The 20,234-nt window shown below is 64.9% G+C and carries 15 protein-coding genes and 2 pseudogenes; 11 read left to right on the top strand and 6 right to left on the bottom strand.

The genetic code is table 11. From position 1 onward, the window contains the following. Positions 1-59: 59 nt before the first annotated feature. On the top strand, positions 60-1,220 hold the full coding sequence (locus tag APZ15_RS22465; protein ID WP_027790611.1) for a WD40/YVTN/BNR-like repeat-containing protein: 1,161 nt from the start codon (positions 60-62) through the stop codon (positions 1,218-1,220). Positions 1,221-1,265: 45 nt separating this feature from the next. Here APZ15_RS22465 and APZ15_RS41090 read toward each other — a convergent pair. Next, a pseudogene (locus tag APZ15_RS41090) lies at positions 1,266-1,499 on the bottom strand (LysR family transcriptional regulator); the annotation flags it as partial. Between the two features lie 368 nt (positions 1,500-1,867). Here APZ15_RS41090 and APZ15_RS22470 point away from each other — a divergent pair. The 3 genes from APZ15_RS22470 to APZ15_RS22480 are packed head-to-tail and all read left to right on the top strand — an operon-like array spanning position 1,868 to position 5,924. Continuing rightward, the gene (locus APZ15_RS22470) at positions 1,868-4,066 is read left to right on the top strand and encodes a type VI secretion system Vgr family protein (protein ID WP_226153303.1); all 2,199 of its coding nucleotides are present in this window, start codon (positions 1,868-1,870) and stop codon (positions 4,064-4,066) included. Between the two features lie 8 nt (positions 4,067-4,074). Next, the gene (locus APZ15_RS22475; RefSeq protein WP_138143393.1) at positions 4,075-5,106 is read left to right on the top strand and encodes a hypothetical protein; all 1,032 of its coding nucleotides are present in this window, start codon (positions 4,075-4,077) and stop codon (positions 5,104-5,106) included. Then, positions 5,103-5,924, top strand: a complete 822-nt coding sequence (locus APZ15_RS22480) for a hypothetical protein (RefSeq protein ID WP_138143394.1) — start codon at positions 5,103-5,105, stop codon at positions 5,922-5,924. Before APZ15_RS22475 ends, APZ15_RS22480 begins: the two co-directional genes overlap by 4 nt. Here the strand turns inward: APZ15_RS22480 and APZ15_RS22485 are convergent. Further along, entirely contained in the window at positions 5,919-6,839 is a 921-nt protein-coding gene (locus APZ15_RS22485; protein WP_027790607.1) for a LysR substrate-binding domain-containing protein, read from the bottom strand. The genes APZ15_RS22480 and APZ15_RS22485 overlap by 6 nt on opposite strands. A 147-nt stretch (positions 6,840-6,986) precedes the next feature. On the opposite strand from APZ15_RS22485, the gene APZ15_RS22490 reads away from it, so the two are divergent. From APZ15_RS22490 to APZ15_RS22505, 4 genes are all read left to right on the top strand, one after another. Continuing rightward, the gene (locus APZ15_RS22490; protein WP_027790606.1) at positions 6,987-7,412 is read left to right on the top strand and encodes a PACE efflux transporter; all 426 of its coding nucleotides are present in this window, start codon (positions 6,987-6,989) and stop codon (positions 7,410-7,412) included. Positions 7,413-7,742: 330 nt separating this feature from the next. Further along, complete coding sequence (locus APZ15_RS42535) at positions 7,743-7,871, top strand: hypothetical protein (RefSeq protein ID WP_021163990.1); 129 nt, start codon at positions 7,743-7,745, stop codon at positions 7,869-7,871. A 78-nt stretch (positions 7,872-7,949) separates the two neighbouring features. Then, on the top strand, positions 7,950-8,906 hold the full coding sequence (locus tag APZ15_RS22500) for a hypothetical protein (protein ID WP_027790604.1): 957 nt from the start codon (positions 7,950-7,952) through the stop codon (positions 8,904-8,906). Positions 8,907-9,041: 135 nt separating this feature from the next. After that, the gene (locus tag APZ15_RS22505) at positions 9,042-10,460 is read left to right on the top strand and encodes a tetratricopeptide repeat protein (protein ID WP_027790603.1); all 1,419 of its coding nucleotides are present in this window, start codon (positions 9,042-9,044) and stop codon (positions 10,458-10,460) included. A gap of 115 nt (positions 10,461-10,575) precedes the next feature. Here the strand turns inward: APZ15_RS22505 and APZ15_RS22510 are convergent, their stop codons facing one another. The 4 genes and pseudogenes from APZ15_RS22510 to APZ15_RS22525 form a co-directional block, all read right to left on the bottom strand. Further along, positions 10,576-11,523 carry a choline ABC transporter substrate-binding protein gene (locus APZ15_RS22510; protein WP_027790602.1) on the bottom strand — a complete coding sequence of 316 codons (948 nt, stop codon included), beginning with the start codon at positions 11,521-11,523 and terminating at the stop codon, positions 10,576-10,578. 104 nt (positions 11,524-11,627) lie between these two features. Then, the gene (locus APZ15_RS22515; RefSeq protein WP_027790601.1) at positions 11,628-12,626 is read right to left on the bottom strand and encodes a GlxA family transcriptional regulator; all 999 of its coding nucleotides are present in this window, start codon (positions 12,624-12,626) and stop codon (positions 11,628-11,630) included. 107 nt (positions 12,627-12,733) lie between these two features. Further along, a complete protein-coding gene (gene choW / locus APZ15_RS22520; protein ID WP_021163994.1) occupies positions 12,734-13,630 on the bottom strand; it encodes a choline ABC transporter permease subunit in 897 nt (298 codons plus the stop codon). Next, positions 13,623-14,914 (bottom strand): annotated as a pseudogene (locus APZ15_RS22525) (quaternary amine ABC transporter ATP-binding protein); the annotation flags it as partial. The pseudogene APZ15_RS22525 and the gene choW, both read right to left, overlap by 8 nt. Here APZ15_RS22525 and APZ15_RS41095 point away from each other — a divergent pair. From APZ15_RS41095 to APZ15_RS22535, 3 genes are read left to right on the top strand one after another with little or no spacing between them, the layout of a single operon-like run. Then, positions 14,893-15,372 (top strand): hypothetical protein, encoded by a 480-nt coding sequence (locus APZ15_RS41095; protein ID WP_138143395.1) that lies wholly within the window; start codon positions 14,893-14,895, stop codon positions 15,370-15,372. The pseudogene APZ15_RS22525 and the gene APZ15_RS41095 overlap by 22 nt on opposite strands. 26 nt (positions 15,373-15,398) lie before the next feature. Continuing rightward, positions 15,399-18,893 (top strand): DUF2339 domain-containing protein, encoded by a 3,495-nt coding sequence (locus APZ15_RS22530; RefSeq protein WP_027790600.1) that lies wholly within the window; start codon positions 15,399-15,401, stop codon positions 18,891-18,893. Continuing rightward, on the top strand, positions 18,890-20,233 hold the full coding sequence (locus APZ15_RS22535) for a DUF3999 domain-containing protein (RefSeq protein WP_027790599.1): 1,344 nt from the start codon (positions 18,890-18,892) through the stop codon (positions 20,231-20,233). The genes APZ15_RS22530 and APZ15_RS22535 overlap by 4 nt, the downstream gene beginning before the upstream one ends. Position 20,234: the final 1 nt, after the last annotated feature.

Genomic DNA, 20,234 nt, shown 5'->3' on the forward strand with positions numbered 1-20,234 from the left:
ATGCACAAGCGCCGACCGCGTGCCGGAACGCCAGGTCGGGCCATCAGGAGACATCGCACATGAACGATCGACTGCTCGTCGCCACCCGCAAGGGCCTGTTCGTCCTGCAGCCCGGCGGCAACGGCGGCTGGACGCTCGGCGAGCCGCATTTCGCCGGCGAGCCGGTCAGCATGGCGCTCGCCGACCCGCGCGACGGCACGCTGTATGCGGCGCTCAACCTGGGGCATTTCGGCGTGAAACTGCATCGCAGGCGGGCCGGCGCCACCGACTGGGAAGAATGCGCGGTGCCTGTATATCCGCCGCAGCCTGCCGACGATCCGCCCGCGAGCGCCCCGTCGGGCACGGGCGCCGCGAGTGACACGGGCGACACGGGCGACGCGCCGCCCGGCCCGCCGCAGCCGCCGTGGACGCTCCAGCAGATCTGGTCGCTCGAAGCCGGCGGCACCGACGAGCCGGGCGTGCTGTGGGCGGGCACGATTCCCGGCGGGCTGTTCCGCTCCGACGACGGCGGCGGTTCCTGGGTGCTCAACCGGGCATTGTGGGATCGCCCGGAGCGCGCCGAATGGGGCGGCGGCGGATACGATGCGCCGGGCATCCATTCGGTGATGGTCGATCCGCGAGACAGCCGGCACGTGACGATCGGCATCTCGTGCGGCGGCGTCTGGCAGACCGCCGACGGCGGCGCGACGTGGCGTGTGACGGCCGACGGCATGGAAGCCGACTACATGCCGCCCGAGCGACGCGGCGAACCCAACGCGCAGGACCCGCACCGCGTCGTGCAGTGCGCGGCCAACCCGGACGTGCTGTGGACGCAGCATCACTGCGCGATCTTCCGCTCGACCGACGGCGCCGAACACTGGCGGAGGATCGAGGCACAGCCGTCGAGCTTCGGTTTCGCGGTGGCCGTGCATCCGCACGAGCCGGACACCGCGTGGTTCGTGCCGGCCGTGAAGGACGCGTGCCGGATTCCGGTGGACGGCCGGTTCGTCGTCACACGCACGCGCGACGGCGGGCGCAGTTTCGAGTCATTCACGAACGGGCTGCCGCCCGCACCCGCGTACGACCTCGTGTATCGGCACGGGCTCGCGGTGGACGATTCGGGCACGCGCCTCGCGATGGCGTCGACGACCGGCGGGTTGTGGACGTCCGTTGACGGCGGGGAACACTGGCAGTTGGTGTCCGCGCATTTGCCGCCGGTGTATTGCGTCAGGTTCGGGTGACGGTGTACGGGCGCACCGTTCGCACACGGCCCGCGCCGCCCCGCTTTAGCGCTCGACGCCCGCCCCCATCCGCGCCACCGCCGCCCGCGTCTGCGCGATCTCCGCTTCGAGCCAGTCGAGAAACGACCTGACCTGCGGCTCGCGCTCACGCCCGGGCCGGCACAGCGCGGCGAAACGCGCGCCGTCGAGCCGCACCGACGGCTCGATCGGTGTCAGTGCGTCACGTTCGACATGTTCGTCAACCCGTACTGAACTGTCCAGGTCGACGATCCCTCGACCGATGATCAATCCAGCCCGACAGCACGCGTCAGCGCGTCATCCCCCTTTCGCTTTCAAGCTCACTGCCTGACAAGAATACGCGGATGCAATCTCATTTTCGGCAGGACGGTGCCGCAAAGATTTTCACGGAACATTTCGAATATGTCTCATGGACATGAAGCACCGCGCTAGCGATTCTATCGATCTGAAAAATCCTCGGCGTGCCGACCGCACGCTATCGGCATTCACAGCACGGTGTCACGTCGTATGTCGTCTTTCATGAAACGGGGCGTGACAGGTCGCGCATCGGAGCGTGTTTTGTAGCCCGGAGAATCGTCACGATGTCACAAGCATGCCAATTTAGCTTTACCTTCTCGATTCCAGACACAATGGATTTCGAAGTCGTCGCGTTCCGCCTGGAAGAGAAGTTATCCGAAACTTTCCGGCTCGAACTGGATCTGACGAGCGCCAATCCATCGGTGGACTTCGGCAAGGTTCTCGATCGCAGCGGCTTGCTTACCATATGGCAAGGCAATCAGCCGGTACGCTACGTTCACGGCGCCGTTTCGTCGTTTGTTCAAGGAGAGACGGGATTTCGCCGCACCCGCTATTCCGCCGTGGTCGAACCTCGCCTGGCGCGCTTGAAGCTCTCGTCTGATTGGCGCATCTTCCAGACCCTGAGCGCGCCGGAGATCGCCACGGCCGTGCTCAAGGCACACCATCAAACGCTGGACTACGAGCAGCGTGTCACCAACGAGCACCTGGCGCGCGAGTATTGCGTGCAGGCCGGCGACACCGACTACGATTTCATCGAACGCGTTATGCGCGAGGAAGGTTTTTTCTACGCCTTCCAGCACAAGGCCGACGGTCATCGGTTGATCCACTGCGATCGCCTGTTTATCTTCGGTCGTCAGCAGGGCGAGCCGGTGCTGTATAACCCCACGCCCGGTGGTGACCAGCCGCGGCCTTGCCTACGCACGTTCGCCTACACGGAGAACGTGCGTACCTCGCGCCAAGTGCAGCGCGACTACACGTTCAAGAGTCCACGCTATCCGCACGAATACCCGCGCGAGGGCACAGACCTCGATCACCAGGGCCGCAGCTACGCGCGCTACGACTATCCGGGCCGCTACAAGCACGAGGGCAGTGGCAAGGCGTTTACGCAGGATCGCCTGCGCGGCCACCGCCGCGATGCACGAATGGCCAGTGTGAGCGGCGACGATGCGCGCCTGCAACCCGGCATCGCGTTCGATCTCATCGGTCACCCGCGCGAAGACATGAATCGCGGCTGGCGTCCGGTGAGCATCGTCCATTACGGCAAGCAATACACCAGCCAGGCGGAAGAGAGTGCCGATGCGCAGCAGGGCACGCATTACCGTTATGACGCCATGCTGGTGCCGGACGATGTCGAGTGGCGTGCCGAGCCGCTGCCGCGCCCGCGCATCGACGGCTTGCAGCCCGCGACAGTAGTGGGCCCGGAAGGCGAGGAGATCTACACCGACGCGTACGGTCGGGTGAAAGTGCAGTTCCCGTGGGATCGCGAGGGCAAATACAACGAGCACAGCTCCTGCTGGATTCAGGTTGCGCAGAATTGGGCCGGTGCGCTCTGGGGACATATGGCGATCCCGCGCATCGGGCAAGAGGTGATCGTCGGCTACCTCGACGGGGATGCTGACCAGCCACTCGTCCTGTCAAGGGCCTACAACCGCCTACAACTGCCGCCGTACGAATTACCCAGGCACAAGACGCGGATGACGATCAAAAGCCAGACGCACAAGGGTGAAGGCTTCAACGAACTGCGTTTCGAGGATGAAGCCGGCCAAGAGGAAATTTACGTCCACGCGCAGCGCGATCAGAACATTCATGTCAATCACGACGAAACCACGTTCGTCGGACATGACCGCAGCGAGCAGGTCGAACACGACGAAACCGTAGCTATCGGGAACGACCAGAGACTTGCGATAGGTCGGGACCGTCGTGAACGAGTGGGACAGGACGAAGAACTCACCATCGTACGGCACCGTACGATTCATACCGGCATGAATCACACGGAGACCGCAGGCAACAATCGTCACGACACCATTGTGGTCAACCATCGCGTCGATGTCGGCGGCCATGCGGAGCATCTCGTTCACGGCAGCCACCGCCTGGAAGCCGGACAGCGCATCGAACGGAGAACCCTTCACTACCAGTTGCAGGCGGCGGAGCGTGTGGTTCTGCAAGGCCCGGGAGGCGGCATTGTCATCGACAGTTCGGGTATCACGCTCGATGCCGTTGCCATTCGCTTCAAGGGGCCGATACAGCAGCAGACCGGCGGCAAGGGCAACCTGCTCGACCTGTTGTCACGGACTATCAACAACCCCGAAACCAGGTTCAGCGAGCAGTTTCTCGTCAAGCACGCGCGCACCGGGGAGGTGTTGGCCAATGTCCTGTATTGCGTGGAAACAGCAGAAGGTCAGCGCTTCGTCGGGCGTACCGATTCGCGAGGGCTGACGGCGCGCATCTATACGGGCCAGCCTGACGTCGCGACGTTGCGTTGGGGAAGAGAGGCGGCTGTGCACTTGCGCAAACAGAACATCAGCTACTGAGGTCCGTCATGGAACAACAAAAGCAAAGTCGGACCGGCCCGAATAATCCGACGACAGAAGTGGCGGCGATTGCCGATCTTGATTATGTAACGGTGGTTGGTTGTTCTAACCCTGCTTTCTATGTGCGTGCCAGGAAGGGCAACAGGATGATGTTCATCAATCAAGGGATACGGCAGTTGCGCCAATACCCGGAGGCGATGCCGGACTACGCGATACAACGTGTTTTTCTGATTTTCGCAAAGAACTATCCTCGCAAGCTTCTGGACAAGCTTAAGAAAATTGTAGAGGTTGACTATTGCGCCAGCTATCGAGAACTGACCGATGTTGCCGATCTCGTCACATTCATTGCTGCACGTCGGAGCAAGAAGCGGCTGATCAAGCAACTTGATATCTTCTCGCACGGCCTCGTGCACAACATCGAATTCGGGTACGACGTCGGCGAGTCTTGGCAGATCCGCTACGGGTTGAATCAGGCGCGCATGCTGGCGCCATTGGCGTTCGATGATGACGCAACCATATTCTCGTACGCGTGCCGTACGGGGCTTGGACACGACATCGGTACAAAGCTCGATCCGGGGGAAGATCCCAAATATCAAGAGAGCCTCGCGCAGGTCATGGCTGATGCGGGCGATGTCGAAGTGCGAGCTTTCCCTCGAAGGTCCAACTATGACGAAACCTATGGGACCCGGGAGGAACTCATCGCGGCACAAAAGACGCAGCCGAAGATTGACGAATACAGGCGCGAGGTTGAAGCCTACCACCGTCAGATGGTCGCCTACCGGAAACGGACATTGGCACTGGGAAAAGGACCGATGAATGAAATTCCGGGGGAACCGCCGCCCAAGGCACCCGTTAGACCATACACCGAACGGGAATTTCAGTTGGCAAAGCATATGGAGGCGCGCCGAATATACGAAGAAGATTCGGATATTGACTTGCCTCTAGACCCGTTGGGTGCCGTGAATCCGGTCAGGTCGGGTAGTACGCCAGAAGGGTTACCCATGGGGCTTTGCATTTTCAGACCAAAGGATCGCACATGAACAAAAGAACAGCAGTGTTGATTCCGGTGATATTACTGGCTGCTTTTTCCTTGAACTGGACGGCAAGCAGAGGAAGCGAAATGAACGAAAAAATCATGATGCGAACATCTGAGGACGATCCGCCATTTGACGCCACCCATTGGTTTTCCAACGGCATGTATCAACGCATTCCTCTCAAGAAAGAGGACAAGATCTACTATCCGGCGGAGACACACTATAACGAAATATTAATGCGTCGAATATCCCCACCCCCATTCACCGATGAGCAGGTTGAGAGTCTCCAAATCAACATCGTCATGGCCCTCAAAGGTGAAATTTTCCCCGCTGACTTTCCTCCGAAAGTCCCTCCCTCGGTTGAGGACATCGGTTTGGGTTCCGGTTTCGATCCCAGGCCGCAAATCGTATATATCAGTAGTAGATTCAACGACTATGTGGGCGCCGAGTCTAAATTTCCGATCGATAACTACATCTTCTACACCTTGCTGGAGGGTAAGCGCTTTTTCGTTTACATCAGGCGAAATGGTGAGACTGGAGAGATTTTTCGTACATCCCGCGTACGCAGCAGCCATATCCCCTACGACGAAGAAGAGCGTCGGTTCCAGTCGTTGCAATCCAAAGCGGATCTCCAGTCCAGGCTGGACGAGCCCGGCTGGAAACAGCGTTCCGGCGCACTCTGCCCGTGGCCCGGCGCATGGGAATGCCTGGAGTTTCCTGTAGGCAAGCAGACGTTTGCTCATAACATGCCGTTTCCAAAGATCAATGCGCAGGATGTAACGTGGCGCTTCGTTCCACCCACACATAGAGCCCGGCTTTCATAGTCCAGCCATCCGCGCCACCGCCACCCGCGTCTGCGCGATCTCCGCTTCGAGCCAGTCGAGAAACGACCTGACCTGCGGCTCGCGCTCACGCCCGGGCCGGCACAGCGCGACGAAACGCGCGCCGTCGAGCCGCACCGACGGCTCGATCGGCGTCAGTGCCCCGTGTGCGACATGCTCGGCAGCCAGCACCGAGCTGAGCAACGCGATGCCCTGCCCGTGCAGCACGGCCTGCAACGCGTAATGCTCGTCGTCGTAATGGCGAAACACCGCGCGTTCGAGCCACGTGTCGCGGCCTGCCGCACGGCACCACGACGCCCAGTCGACCGACACCGGCAACGGCGTATCCCACACGGTCTCGATCAGGTCGAGCGGCTCGTCCGTGCGGTGCGCGTCGAACCCGGCGGCCGCATAGGCGCCGAAATACTCGTCGATCAGCGCAATCTCGTGCAGCGCCGGAAACGTGCGCGACGTTGCGCGAATCGCAAGATCGATCCGCGCGTCGCGTTCGAGATCGGCGAGCGTGTTGCCGGTTTCGACCTTGATGTGCAGTTGCGGATCGATGCGACGAAACCGCCCGAGACGCGGAATCAGCCACATCGCGGCGAATGCGGGCGTGGTGGTCAGCACGAGCGTGCGCTCGCCGGTCGCTTCCGGCCGCACCGCATCGAGCCCGCGGCTCAGCGCCAGCAATGCATCGTGACTCGCGCGAAACAGTTGCTCGCCCTCCTCCGTGAGCCGCACGCCGCTCGCGCCGCGCTCGAACAGCAGCACGCCGAGCCGGCTTTCGAGCGACTTGATCTGATGCGACACGGCGGCCGGCGTCACGGACAGCTCGTCCGCGGCAGCCTTGAACGCGCCAAGCCGCGCCGACGCTTCGAATACACGCAATGCGGTCAGGGGAAGTTTCGAGAACACGGGGCCTCGCGGGCCGGATCGGGCCGGGTTGAATTCGATTGAATCGGGGTGAGATTAGGTGAATTGAAGCAGGCGTGCAACGCGCATAGCCTTGCGGGACGTCACGGCAGGGTGCCGCGGCGAATGACGTCGAACCGGAGAAACAACGTGCAAGGCCTATCGCGCAGGATCACGCAGGCGGTGCTCTACGAAGCGATCGCGATTTCCTGCATCTCGCCCGTGATCGCGGCGCTCTTCAAGCAGGGCCTCGTCTATTCGGGCGCGCTGTCGGCGACGATGTCGGCGATCGCGATGCTGTGGAACATGATCTTCAACGCGCTGTTCGAGCGCTGGGAAGCGTCGCGCCGGCAGCCGGCACGCACGCTCGGGCGGCGGATCCTGCACGCCACCGGATTCGAAGGCGGGCTCATCTTCATCCTGGTGCCCGTCGTGTCGTGGTGGCTCGACATCTCGTGGTTCGACGCGTTCGTCGTCGACATCGGGCTGTTTGCGTTCTTCTTCTGTTACGCGTTCGCCTTCCAGTGGGCGTTCGATCGCGTGTTCGACGTGCCCGCGGCGACCAAGGGGGAATGAAACGAGTGCCCGGTAATCAAGTAGTCGAAATCGACATCAATCGGTGCGTTTATTCCCATTTCAAAACGCACCCCGTTTCATTTTTTCGACATTCAAACAATACCGCCACCAGCATTCACAAAACCAAAACAACCCTAGGGTTTACGTTACATTGTCCCTCCGCAAATTCGAATGCTAATGTTGTCTGACGATTAACAGAAAGCAATCATTCACACCCACCCCATATAATCGGCGCAACCCCATGCGCCCACTCAATCGCTAAATCCGCCCTCGAATTTTCGGGGGCGATTTGCGATGTTCGCAGTTCAATTCCTAAACAAGGAAATCATCATGAACGAAAATCAGGAAAAGCAGGATCTCCCGCTGATCGAATGGATGCAGGAAGATCAGCATGAAGACTGGGTCGAGATGATGAAGGACAGCGCAGTCATTCCATTCGCAACGGCTCTGTGGGCCTAAGCAGGCAGCCCGAACGATGGCGGATCGCAATGACCCGCCATTTTTTTGATCCAGAAACTGGATACCCCGGAGATAATCATGGAAAAAAGTGTCGAAAATTTCTTTTCGTGTGTCCGCGGTCATCCAGCCATGGTGCAGAAACATTCAGCCGGCGCCAACATCCTGGTCGGCTCGGATCAAAGCCAGAGAAATACCGCGCAATCGATTATCCGGCACTGCCCGAAAAAACTCGAATATTCGTTCACCTACGTCGAGCTTGACACGGAAAATCACGAACAGGTCATAAAGGAAATCGACCGGTGTGACATGTTCATCTTCATGTACGACTCGTCCATACGTTCCGACATCAACCCGCATGGGCCGTCGTTCATCCCGCCCCTCAAGCCGAAAATGGCCGAGCACTGGAAGAAGTCGGTATTGCTGCGGGAATACGGCGAATTCTTCAAGGAGGCTTTTTCCGAGAGCATCGACGACATTGCCGCCCGCAACGAACGCATCATTGCGGCGGCACAACGCGCTCGACGCGTGCAATTTCACGACGGCTTCGGTGGTTCGCTGCATGGAACGCTGGATCAGACATGGAAAAGCCTCGATGGCCGCAACCACTACGACCTGATGCCCGGCGAAGTGGCGACCCGCGTACTCGACCTGACCGGAAGCGTCTTGTTCGGCGGCACCTTCCTGAGCACGGTGCCCTTTGCCATCAAGTACGGTGTCATCGACCCGATATTGAAGATCGGGATCGAGCGGAGCCATGTGGTCAGCGTCGAATCGGCCAATCGACAGCTCGAGGACGATTTCAGGTTGTATCTCGACAAATGCGCGGGAAACAGGATCGTCGAGGAGTTCGGGATCGGGACGAACCTGAACGTCAGGCTGCATGGACGAAATGCAAGTTTCGAAGAACGCCATCCCGGGTTGCACCTTGGCCTCGGCGGCGGTGAACGCGGCAGCCATCATCTGGATCTGGTGTTTTCGTCCGGAAAGATCCTGTTCGACGACACCGTCATCTTCGACGGCGCATTCCGTGTGTAGCCCCTGCGACGACACGGCCGGCATCGACGCCCCGGCGAGGTGCCGGCATCGTGACGCCCACCTCCGGCACCCTGCTCGCGCCGGTTCCCGTTGCGCCCGCCCCGCACGGTGACCGCGCCGGCCGGAACCGCACTCATGGTCGACCTCGAACAGCAACTGCATGCCGCGCAGACGCAATACGCCGGCGATTCACGTGATCCCGCGATCCTGCATCGGATCTGCGAACTGTTGACGGCCCTCCGGCGAGAGGAGGAAATGCTCCCCTGGGCCGATCTGGCGCTGGCGCTCGACCCGCACGACGCCGTCTCCATGACACGGCGTGCCGATGCGCTCTACCTGCTGGGCCGCTACGTCGAAGCCGCCGAAGCCTGGAAACGCGATCCGTCGCGGCACAGCCGGCCCGAACTCCACCGCTTGCGACTGGGCATGAGCCTGATGATGGCCGGCGATCTCGCGCAGGCCATCGCGTTGCTCGACGAAGCCTTCCGGATGGCGGCAACCGGTCCTGCCGAGATGAGCGCATCGATCGGATTCGCGATGGGAGAAGCGATGCTCAAGGCGGGCGATCCGCGCGGCTTCGCCTATTGGCGAATGCGTGACGACGTTCCGCGACTGTCCGCCAATTACCGCCCGGTCGACCTCCCGACATGGGACGGCGAATCGGATGTGCGCGGCAGGCGTGTCCTGATCACGCATGAACACGGCTTCGGCGACAACTTTCTCCTCTCGGCCTGCGTGGCCGACTGGCTGGACGAAGGCGCGCACGTCATGCTCACCTGCCATCCGCAGAGCCACGCGCTCATGCAGGCGTCACTGCCGCGGTGCGAGGTCGTCGCCGCGCCCAATCCGGTGCAGTTTCATGCGCCGTTGCCCGATGAACTGCAGGCACGCGTCGACAGTTTCGCGCCGGACCTGCATGCCTCGCTGCTTCATTTGCCGATGCTGAAAGCCCGGCGGACACGCCTGCCGGAACGATGGTTCGCGCCCTACATCAAGACGCCGCCGCACAAGCAGCGGATCGCTGCCGAATGGGCCGCGCAAGTGCGCGAGCAACATCCGGGCAAGAAGCTGATCGGACTGTTCTGGGATTGCGTCCAACGGCATTGGCCCGAAAAAGGCGCCATCGTCAGGTGCTGGGCCAGCCGCCGCAGCCTGCCGCTCGATGCGATCGACGCGATCGTGGCACACCCCGCCATTGCGGAAAGCATGCATTTCGTGAATCTGCATCACCCCGCTGCCGCGGCGCTGGCGGGCACGCCGGCCGGCAATGTTAGTCAGTACCGGCCCGGGATTCGGGATTTCGGCGACACGGCTGCATGCATGGCCCAACTGGATGCCGTGGTCGCGGTCGATTCGGGCGTCGCCAACCTCGCGGCCATGATGGGGATGCGGACTTGCGTACCGACCCACGTCTGTGGCGACTGGCGCTGGGGCGTCGAGGGTACCGCGAGCCCCTGGATCGCGCATGCGAACGCCGTGCGGCAAACCCGCGAAGGCGACTGGAGCGACGTGATTCGACGCATCAACGCGTGGCTCATGCAAGTCTTGGCCTGATGCCTGCTCACGCCGGACAGGCATGCCGACGCCCCCGGCTACCGGAATCTTCCCGGAACGGGGGCGCGAATCCGTCAAGCCGCTTGCGGGCCGGGCGAACGCCCGGCCGCGTCGCTCAATGCACGCCGAGATACGCCTTCACCGCCGGCAGGCCCGGCTTGCCGTCGAGCGTCGTCACGCCCGCGAGCCACTTGTCGAGCGCCTGCGGGTTCGCCTTCAGCCACTCGGCGGCCGCCTTGTTCGGCTCTACCTTGTTCATGATCGGCACCATCACGTGGTTCTCGATCGTCGTCGTGAACTGCAGGTTCGACACGAACTTCGCGACGTTCGGGCAGCGCTGCGCGTAGTCGGGCGGCGTCGCCGTCAGCACCTTCGCTTCGCCGTAGTTCGGGCCGAACACGTCGTCGCCGCCGCTCAGGTAGTCGATCTTCATCTGCACGTTCATCGGATGCGGCTCCCAGCCGAGGAACACGATCCACTGCTTGTCGCGGATCGCGCGATTCACCTCGACCAGCATCCCGGCCTCGCTCGACTCGACCATCTTGAACTTGCCGAGGCCGAACTGGTTGCCGTCGATCATCTTCTTGATCAGCAGGTTGCCGTCGTTGCCCGGCTCGATCCCGTAGATCTTGCCGTTCAGCTTGTCCGCGTATTTCTGGATGTCCGCGAACGACTTCAGGCCGCCCTGATAGACGTAGTCGGGCACCGCGAGCGTGTATTTCGCGCCGGTCAGGTTGGGCGTGGAGAGCACCTTGATCGTGCCGGCCTTCGTGAACGGCTGGATGATCGGGTCCATCGTCGGCGACCAGTAGCCGAGGAACACGTCGATCTGCTTGCTCTTGATCCCCGCGAACGTGATCGGCACCGACGCGATCGTCTTCGTCGGGTTGTAGCCGAGCCCCTGCAGCATCGTCGTGGCGAGGCCCGTGGTCGCCGCGATGTCGGACCAGCCGACATCCGCGAAGCGCACGTTCTTGCACACGGGCGGATCGGCTGCATAAACGGCCGACATCGGCGCGGTTACCCCGATCCCGCACACCGCTGCGATCAATAGGCGCTTCATCTTGCTTCTCCTCAAAGTGATGTCGTTTGCTTGAATGCGGGATCGTTTATTGAAGCCGCGCGCCGCGATCCCGGCGACGTCGCGGACTGGATGATTCTCGACAGTCAGCGCCCCGGCAGCCTGCGCTCGTAGCTCGGCGCATGGCCGAACTGCGCGCGGTAGGCCTTGCTGAAATGGCACGGCGAATGGAAACCGCAGACCGTCGTCACGCGTGCGATCGACGCATCGGTCGTGCGCAGCAGGTCGCGCGCGCGTTTCAGGCGCAGCGTCAGGTAATAGTGGGTCGGCGACACGTTCAAATACACCTTGAACATCCGCTGCAGGTGCCGCTGCGACAGCCGCACGAGCCGAGCGAGTTCCTCGAGCGACAGCGGCTCCTCGATGTTCGCCTCCATCAGCCGCACGACCTCGATCAGCTCCGCGCGCGAGAAGCCGACGCGCGCATCGACCGGAATCGGCTGCGTATCGGTCGAGCTGCGGATGCGCTCCAGGATGAACTGCTCGGATACCTGCGCGGCCAGTTGCTGGCCGAACCGCATGCCGACGAGGTTCAGCATCAGGTCGAGCGGCGCGGTGCCGCCGGTGCAGGTCAGCCGGTCGCGGTCGACGACGAACAGTTCGTCGGCGAACCCGACCTGCGGGAACTCGGCATGCAGCGACGACAGGTTCTCCCAGTGCACGGTGCAGCGATAGCCGTCGAGCAGCCCGCTCGACATCAGCGCATACGCGCCCGTGCAGATGCCGCCGAGCGGCAGCCCGCGTTCGGCAAGCGCCGCGAGCGTATCGCGCGCCTCTTCGTCGACCACGTCGCGGATGCGGATGCCGCCGCATACGATCATCACGTCGGGCAGCTTCGTGTAGTCGAGCGCCTGCGTCGGCCGTACCGCGATGCCGTTGCTGGCATGCACCGGGCTGCCGTCGAGCGAGTAGATTGACCACTGGTAGTGATCGGCCCGCCCGACGTAATTCGCCATCCGAAGCACTTCGACGGCGCTCGAGAACGCGATCATCGAGAAGTTCGGCAGCGTCAGGAAGCCGAAATGGGCGAGGGACGAAACCGGTGAAACGCAGGCGGCGGGCGCGACAGCGACGGCGGACGTCACATCGGTCTCCTGGCGAGGAGGTTGCAGGGGGCCACCCCCGCGGCCGAAGCCGCGGAAGTCGTTTTCTATCGTCAAGGTAAGCGGCCGGGGCTTCCGGCCGCCGGAGGTCAGGCCTGTGCGGGTGAGGCCTTCACGCGAAACAGCTGCTTGAGGCCCGAGAACAGCGGCGCCTTCACGGTGCCCGGCGCGCGGCCGAAGCTTTCGGTGATGCGGTCGAGAATGATCGCGAGCAGCACGACCGACAGGCCGCTTTCGAAACCGAGGCCGATGTCGAGGCGCTGGATACTGGCGAGCACGTCGTTGCCGAGGCCGCCCGCGCCGACCATCGACGCGATGATCACCATCGACAGCGCCATCATGATCGTCTGGTTCACGCCCTGCATGATCGACGGCAGCGCATTCGGGAACTGCACCTTGTACAGCAGCTGCCACGGCGTGCAGCCGAAGGCCTGGCCGGCTTCGACGATCTCGCGGTTCACGTGCCGGATACCGAGGCTCGTCAGGCGCACCGCCGGCGGCATCGCGAAGATCACCGTCGACAGGATCCCCGGCACGCGGCCGAGACCGAACAGCATCGCGGCCGGAATCAGGTAGACGAACGCGGGCATCGTCTGCATCAGGTCGAGGATCGGGCGCACGATCGCGGCGACCCACTTGCTCTTCGCGGCCCAGATGCCGAGCGGGATGCCGAGCACGAGGCTGATGATCGTCGACGACAGCGTGAGGCCGAGCGTGATGACGGTCTGGTCCCAGAAGCCGGTCGCGAAAATCAGCAGCAGCGACGCGGTGGTGAACAGCGCGAAGCGCCAGCCCACCCGCCACAGCCCGACGCCGATGAAGATCGCCATCATCAGCCACATCGGGATCGCCTGCAGGCCATGCTCGACGAAGGCCGCGAGCCCCTCGATCGCTTGACCGATCGCGTCGAACGTCTTGGCGTCATGGTCGAGCAGGTAGTGAACGGACTGGTCGACCCAGGTACCGAGCGGAATCATTTCAGACATGGGAGCCTCGCGAACGCGTGATGGCCTTCAGGATGAGCGCACGATCGACCGAGCCGCAGTAGCAGCCGTCGTCGTCGACGACAGGCAGCGCATTCGGGCTCGCGACCACGCGCGCGACGACATGTTCGAGCGACGCATCGCGCCGGATGCTTTCGATCGGGCTCACGGACGGGGTGTCCTGACCGATCGCATCGCGCGTGACGAAGCCGCGGATCTTGCGTTGCGCGTCGAGCACGAACGCATAGTCGGCACTGCCGTTCAGCGTGGCCGCGACGTTTGCGGCATCGCACTTCGACACGATCGGCACGGCGCCCGTCTGCATCAGGTCGCCGGCCGTGAGGTAGCGGCTGGTGTCGATGCCGTCGAAGAACGCGCGCACGTAGTCGTCGGCCGGGTTCGCGATGATGTCCTGCGGCGTACCGACCTGCACGAGCCGGCCGCCTTCCATGATCGCGATGCGGTTGCCGATGCGCAACGCCTCTTCCAGATCGTGCGACACGAACATGATCGTGCGGCGCTGTTCCTTCTGCAGTTGCAGCAGCACATCCTGCATTTCGCGGCGCTTGAGCGGATCGAGCGCAGAGAACGCCTCGTCCATGATCATCAGCGACGGGTTCACGGCCAGCGCACGGGCGAGGCCCACGCGCTGCTGCATGCCGCCCGACAGCTCGGACGGCAGCTTGTGCGAGAACGGCGCAAGGCCGACCTGCTCGAGCACTTCCATCGCGCGGCGCTCGCGTTCCTTCTTGCCGACGCCCGCGACTTCCAGGCCGAACGCGGCGTTCGACACCACGGAGCGATGCGGCATCAGCGCGAACGACTGGAACACCATGCTCATGTCCTTGCGGCGCAGCGCGGTTAGCGCCGAGCGGCGCGCCGACGCGACGTCGAGCCCGTCGATCATCACCTTGCCGGCGCTCGGATCGACCAGCCGGTTCACGAGGCGGATCAGCGTGGATTTGCCGGAGCCGGACAGGCCCATCAGCACGAAAATTTCGCCTTCCTGCACATCGAAGGATACGTTGTGCACGCCGACGACCTGGCCGGTGCGCTTCAGCACGTCATCCTTCGTCGCGCCGGCGGCGAGCATGTCGAGCGCCTGCTGCGGGTTACTACCAAACACCTTGCACAGACCTTCGACCACGACCTTGGGGGCATCCATCGAAACCTTCTCCTCGTGTAGCGGGGACTCACGTGTGTCATAGCGTGCCTACATAGTTGCCAGAAAAAACCCCGACCTGCCGACGAATTACGACAAACGCTTGCGCAAATACGACACGGCCTCCAGCCCCGCCCGGCGGGCCACGGCGCGCGGCGGCACGCGATTGCGGCGGCGCAATACGCGCACGGCCAGCAACGGCGGGCATCACGCGCCGGACTTGTGCGCGGCAGCGTGGCGCATATCGCGTCGTTTTATGCGCGAATTCGCATCGGGCGCGCGTCGCTTTACGACAATTCCGCGTCCGATCCCGCGGCCAACTAGCCTGACAAATGCACGCGCGGCATTCACCGATAAAAAGCATGACCGTGCAAAAAGCCGCACGACGACACCGGAAGGTGCACGCCGCGATACCGCGCCGACCCGGAAAATCCCCGACAGCCGCTGTGATACATTCCCCGCCAACAGGCTGATTGCGACGCAGGCCGCCATGCGGCGGCCGCCTTCAGCCGTGCATGCCGGTTCGCCTGCCGGCCATGCCGACACCGCCTCGACCGGCATAGGTCCGATCGCAGGCCGATAACGATACGAGAGAGGGAGCAAGGCGAGATGAACTGGGCTTTTACCGCAATCGGCTTCGTCGTGGGCGGGATTGCCGCATTGATCGGGGATTTCTCCGCCGTCAACGGCGCCGTGCTCGGCGCCGCGATCGGGTTCTGTCTCGATCACACGCTGCAACAGCGCAAGCGCAAGGGCAAAGGCGCGGCACCCGACACGTTCGCGATGCAGGCGCCGCCCGCCCAGCCGCCGGTTCCGCTCGCCGATCGCGTCGCGCGGCTCGAAGCCACCGTCGAGACGCTGACGCGCGAAGTCGCGTCGCTGCGCGGTCAGCTGGCCGGCGCGAAGGCCGGCTCGACCTCGACCGCGGCGACGGCGCACACGCCCGCCGGCACCGCATCGGTGTCCGCGGCGCCGCCCGCGATCTCATCCGCCCCCGTCCCGCCTTCGGCCACGCTGCCGCCGCGTCCGCCTGCCCAGCCGGCCGCCGCGCGCGCGGACGCACCGGCGTCGACATCGGCACCTGCTCCTGCTCCTGCTCCTGCTCCTGCTCCTGCTCCTGCTCCTGCTCCTGCTCCTGCTCCTGCTCCGGCCCCGGCGCCGGTTCGCGCCGCCGCGCCGGTACCGGTACCGGCCGCGCTCCACGCGAGTGAAACGCCTGCCGCTCCGGCCCCCGCACCGTCGGTTCCCCCCACTCCGCCCAAACCGCGCGAGCCCGACATCGTCGAGCGTGCATTCCGCGCCGCGCGCGACTGGCTGCTCGGCGGCAATACGGTCGTGCGCGTCGGGATCGTCGTGCTGTTCTTCGGGGTCGCGTTCCTGCTCAAGTACGCGGCCGACAACAACATGCTGCCGATCGAATTCCGCCTCGCGGGCACCGCGCTCGCCGCGGCCGCGCTGCTCGCGATCGGCTGGCGCGTGCGTGCGCGCCGCGCGGCGTACGGGCTCGTGCTGCAGGGCGGCGGCGTCGGCATCCTGTACCTGACGATCTTCGCCGCGACCAAGCTTTACGCGCTGCTGCCCGTCGGCGCCGCGTTTCCGCTGATGGTCGCGGTATGCGCGCTGAGCGCGTTCCTCGCGGTGCGGCAGAACGCGCTGCCGCTCGCGTTCATGGGCACCGCGGGCGGCTTTCTCGCACCGGTGCTGCTGTCGACCGGGCACGGCAACCACGTCGCACTGTTCAGCTACTACGCGCTGCTGAACGCAGGCATCTTCGCGATCGCGTGGTTCAAGGCCTGGCGTCCGCTGAACCTGCTCGGCTTCGCGTTCACGTTCACGATCGGCTCCGCGTGGGGCGTGACGGCCTATCGCCCCGGGCTGTTCGCGAGCACCGAGCCGTTCCTGATCCTGTTCTTCCTGATGTACGTCGGCATCGCATTGCTGTATGCGGTGAAGCGCGAGCTCGCGCTGCGGCACTACGTCGACGGCACGCTCGTGTTCGGCACGCCGATCGTCGCGACCGCGCTGCAGGCGTCGCTCGTGAAGGACATGCCGTTCGGGCTCGCGTGGAGCGCCGTCGCGCTGTCGGCGTTCTACGTCGTCGTCACCGCATGGCTCGCGCGGCGCCGCGACCGCCTCGCGCTGCTGTTCGAATCCACGCTCGCGCTCGCGGTGATCTTCGCGACGCTGGCCGTGCCGCTCGCGTTCTCCGGCCCGACGACCAGCGCCGCGTGGGCGATCGAAGGCGCGGCCGTCGTCTGGCTCGGCGTGCGCGAGAAGCGCATGCTGCGGTTCGGCTTCGGGCTGCTGATGCAGCTCGCCGCGGCCGGCGCGTTCTTCACGAGCCTGCTCGGGCCGGCCGACGCCACCGCGCTGCCCGTGCTCAACAGCCCCTACATCGCGATGCTGCTGATCGCGCTCGCCGGCCTGTTCACCGGCTGGTGGCTGCACGGACGCGCGGAAGCGCGCGCGTGGCGTGCGTGGATGCCCGAGATCGGCGCCGCGGCAGCCGCGTGGGGACTGCTGTGGTGGATAAGCGGCGGGCTGCACGAGATCCTCGTCTACGCGAGCCGTCACGTCGACCTGCATGCCGACCGCTTCGTCGTCGATTCGACCGCGCTGTTCGCGGCCGGCACCGCGTGGCTCGCGCATGTCGCGCGCCGCCGGCTGGCGTGGCCGCTCGCCGAATGGCCCGCGCTCGCGCTGACGCCCGTGCTGGCACTGCTCGCGCTGCGTGCGTTCGATGCGCATGAAGCGCCGCTGTCGGGGATGGGCGCGTTCGCGTGGCCTGTCGCCGTCGGCGCCGGCCTTGCACTGCTGTGGCGCCAGTCGCGCGGCACGGCGAGCGCCGATCCCGCAAAAGACGCGACGCCCGGCACCGCACCCGGCCTCGCGCAAGCCGTCGCCGCAGGCATCATCGCGCCGCTGCACACGCTGACGTTCTGGACCCTGTGCGGGCTGCTGTCACTCGAAGGCTTCTGGCGTCTGCGCGCGTTCGTGCCCGAAGGCGCATGGAGCTGGAGCGCGTGGGCCTACGGCTTCGGTGTGCTGCTCCTGCTGGTGTCGGGCCCCGACTCGCGTCTGCGCTGGCCCGTCGCGGCGTTCCCGCGTGCTTACCAGGTGTGGGGCGCGGCACCGCTCGCCGCGCTGCTGTGGCTGTGGAGCATCGCCAGCGCGATCAGCGACGGCAACGCGGCGCCACTCTTCTGGCTCCCGCTGCTCAACCCGCTCGACATCGCGCAGTGCCTGGTGTTCGTCGCGTTCACCGTATGGCTGCGCCGCCTGCGCGCGCTCGGCATCGCATGGCATCCGCACATCGTCGACTACGCCGCGATCGCCACCGTGTTCCTGTGGTTCAACGCGCTGATGCTGCGCACGCTGCATCACCGCTTCCACATGGCCTACGACATCGACACGGTGCTGTCGTCGTTCGGCATCCAGCAGGTGTTCATGGTCGGCTGGAGCCTGTTCGCGTTCGCCGGGATGTGGCTGACGCGCCGCGACGGCATCGCCCGCGTGTGCGCGCTCGCGTCGCTGCCGCTCATCGTCGTGATGTGGGCGTGGACCTTCTACGCGAACTTCACGCAGGACGGCGGAAGCTGGGCGCGCGTGCCGCTCTTCAACCCGCTCGATCTCGTGCTCGTGGTCGTCTACGCGCTCGCCGCGTCGTGGTTCGTGCGCGCACGCAAGCTCGGCTGGTCGTTCGGCAACCATCGCGTCGAGCTGCTGAGCGCGGCGGGGGCGACCGCGTTCCTGTGGCTGAACGCGATCCTGCTGCGCACGCTGCATCACTGGGCCGGCGTGCCGTACAAACTCGGCGCGATGGCGGAATCGACGCTCGTGCAGGCGTCGGTGTCCGTGTACTGGACGCTCTGTGCGCTCGCGATCACGATCTGGGCCACGCGCCGCGGGCTGCGACCGCTGTGGTTCGTCGGCGCCGCATTGCTCGCGCTCACGGTCGTCAAGCTGTTCCTGTTCGACCTGTCGCACGTGACCGGCATCGAGCGGATCGTGTCGTTCATCGGCATCGGCGTGCTGCTGCTGTTGATCGGCTATTTCTCGCCGCTGCCGCCGAAGGCCGCCGCGCAACAGGACGGCCTGCAATGAAACGACTCGCCGCGCTGCTCGGGCTGAGCCTGCTCGCGTCGTTCGCGGCGGCCGACGGCCCGCCCGCGCAGCGCTTCTCGCTCGACCTCGACGGCACCGCCGCGTATTACCAGCTCACCGTGCCGCAGCCTGTTTATGCGGCGAGCCGGCGCGACGATCTCGGCGACGTGCGCATCTTCAACGGCGCGGGCGAGCCGGTGCCGTATTCGCTCGACGCGCCCGCGGCTGCCGCGCCCGCCGTACCGCCGGCGCGCACGCCGGTGCACTGGTTCCCGCTGCCGCCCGCCCGCGCCGACAACGGCAGCGCGCCGCTCGGCGTGACGGTCGGCCCGGACGGCGCGCTGCGCGCGGGCGTCGCCGCACCGGCACGCGCAAAGCACGGCGCGGATCTCGTCGACCTGTCGCATGCGGACGGCGACATCGACGCGCTGCTCGTACACGTGGGCGACGACAGCTACCAGGGGCGTGTCGCCGTCGAAGCCAGCGACGACCTGCGCAGCTGGCGCTCGCTCGGCAGCACGCAGTTGCTGAAAGTCGGCCACGGCGTCGACATGCTCGTGCAGGAACGCATCGCACTCGAAGGCGCGGCGCCGCGCTACCTGCGGCTCGACTGGCTCGACGGCGCGCCCGCGATCGCGTCGATCGACGTCGAGACGCACCCGCGCGATGCGCGCGGAACCGACACGGCATCCGTGCCGCGCCAATGGCGCGACGCCGTGCGCGTGCGGGCCGGCGGCACGCCCGGCGAGTACCTGTTCGACACCGACGGCGCGTATCCGGTCGACCGCGTGCGCATCGACCTGCCGCAACCGAATACCGTCGCGCGCGCGACGCTGCAGAGCCGCGCGGACGCGCAGGCGCCGTGGCGCGACGTCGCGGGCGCCGTGCTGTTCCGGCTGCAGGGCAAGGCCGGCGAGCAGCGCAATCCGCCGCTCGAGTTCGCGGCGAATACGGATCGCGCGTGGCGAATCGTCGTCGACATGCGCAACGGCGGATTCGGCAGCGGCCAGCCGGCCGTCGTGATCGGCTGGCATCCGGCCGCGCTGACTTTCGTGGCGCGCGGCGCACCGCCGTTTACGCTCGGCGTCGGCGATGCGTCGCTCGTATCGTCGGCCGTCGGCCGTGACGCGCTGCTGGTCGGCATGGCCCCCGAAGTGCGGCCCGCGCGCGTCGGCGCGGCGTTGCCGGTATCGGCGGTCACGCCGGCGCCGGCCGCCGACACGGACGCACCGCGCCGCTACGTGCTGTGGGGCGCGCTGGTCGTCGCGGTCGGCGTGCTCGGCACGATCGCGTGGCGCCTCGCGAAAGGCGGCGGCGAGTCGAGCGGCCGCGACGAGTGAT

The sequence above is a fragment of the Burkholderia cepacia ATCC 25416 genome (genome assembly GCF_001411495.1).
GTDB classification, from domain to species: Bacteria; Pseudomonadota; Gammaproteobacteria; order Burkholderiales; family Burkholderiaceae; genus Burkholderia; species Burkholderia cepacia.

Excerpts from the sequence above, each read along its gene's own strand:
- APZ15_RS22465 (WP_027790611.1), top strand. The coding sequence starts at position 60 with ATGAACGATCGACTGCTCGTCGCCACCCGCAAGGGCCTGTTCGTCCTG.
- choW (WP_021163994.1), bottom strand. The coding sequence starts at position 13,630 with ATGTCTGAAATGATTCCGCTCGGTACCTGGGTCGACCAGTCCGTTCAC.
- APZ15_RS22475 (WP_138143393.1), top strand. The coding sequence starts at position 4,075 with ATGGAACAACAAAAGCAAAGTCGGACCGGCCCGAATAATCCGACGACA.
- APZ15_RS22510 (WP_027790602.1), bottom strand. The coding sequence starts at position 11,523 with ATGAAGCGCCTATTGATCGCAGCGGTGTGCGGGATCGGGGTAACCGCG.
- APZ15_RS22470 (WP_226153303.1), top strand. The coding sequence starts at position 1,868 with ATGGATTTCGAAGTCGTCGCGTTCCGCCTGGAAGAGAAGTTATCCGAA.
- APZ15_RS42535 (WP_021163990.1), top strand. The coding sequence starts at position 7,743 with ATGAACGAAAATCAGGAAAAGCAGGATCTCCCGCTGATCGAATGGATG.
- APZ15_RS22535 (WP_027790599.1), top strand. The coding sequence starts at position 18,890 with ATGAAACGACTCGCCGCGCTGCTCGGGCTGAGCCTGCTCGCGTCGTTC.
- APZ15_RS22530 (WP_027790600.1), top strand. The coding sequence starts at position 15,399 with ATGAACTGGGCTTTTACCGCAATCGGCTTCGTCGTGGGCGGGATTGCC.
- APZ15_RS22480 (WP_138143394.1), top strand. The coding sequence starts at position 5,103 with ATGAACAAAAGAACAGCAGTGTTGATTCCGGTGATATTACTGGCTGCT.
- APZ15_RS22500 (WP_027790604.1), top strand. The coding sequence starts at position 7,950 with ATGGAAAAAAGTGTCGAAAATTTCTTTTCGTGTGTCCGCGGTCATCCA.
- APZ15_RS22505 (WP_027790603.1), top strand. The coding sequence starts at position 9,042 with ATGGTCGACCTCGAACAGCAACTGCATGCCGCGCAGACGCAATACGCC.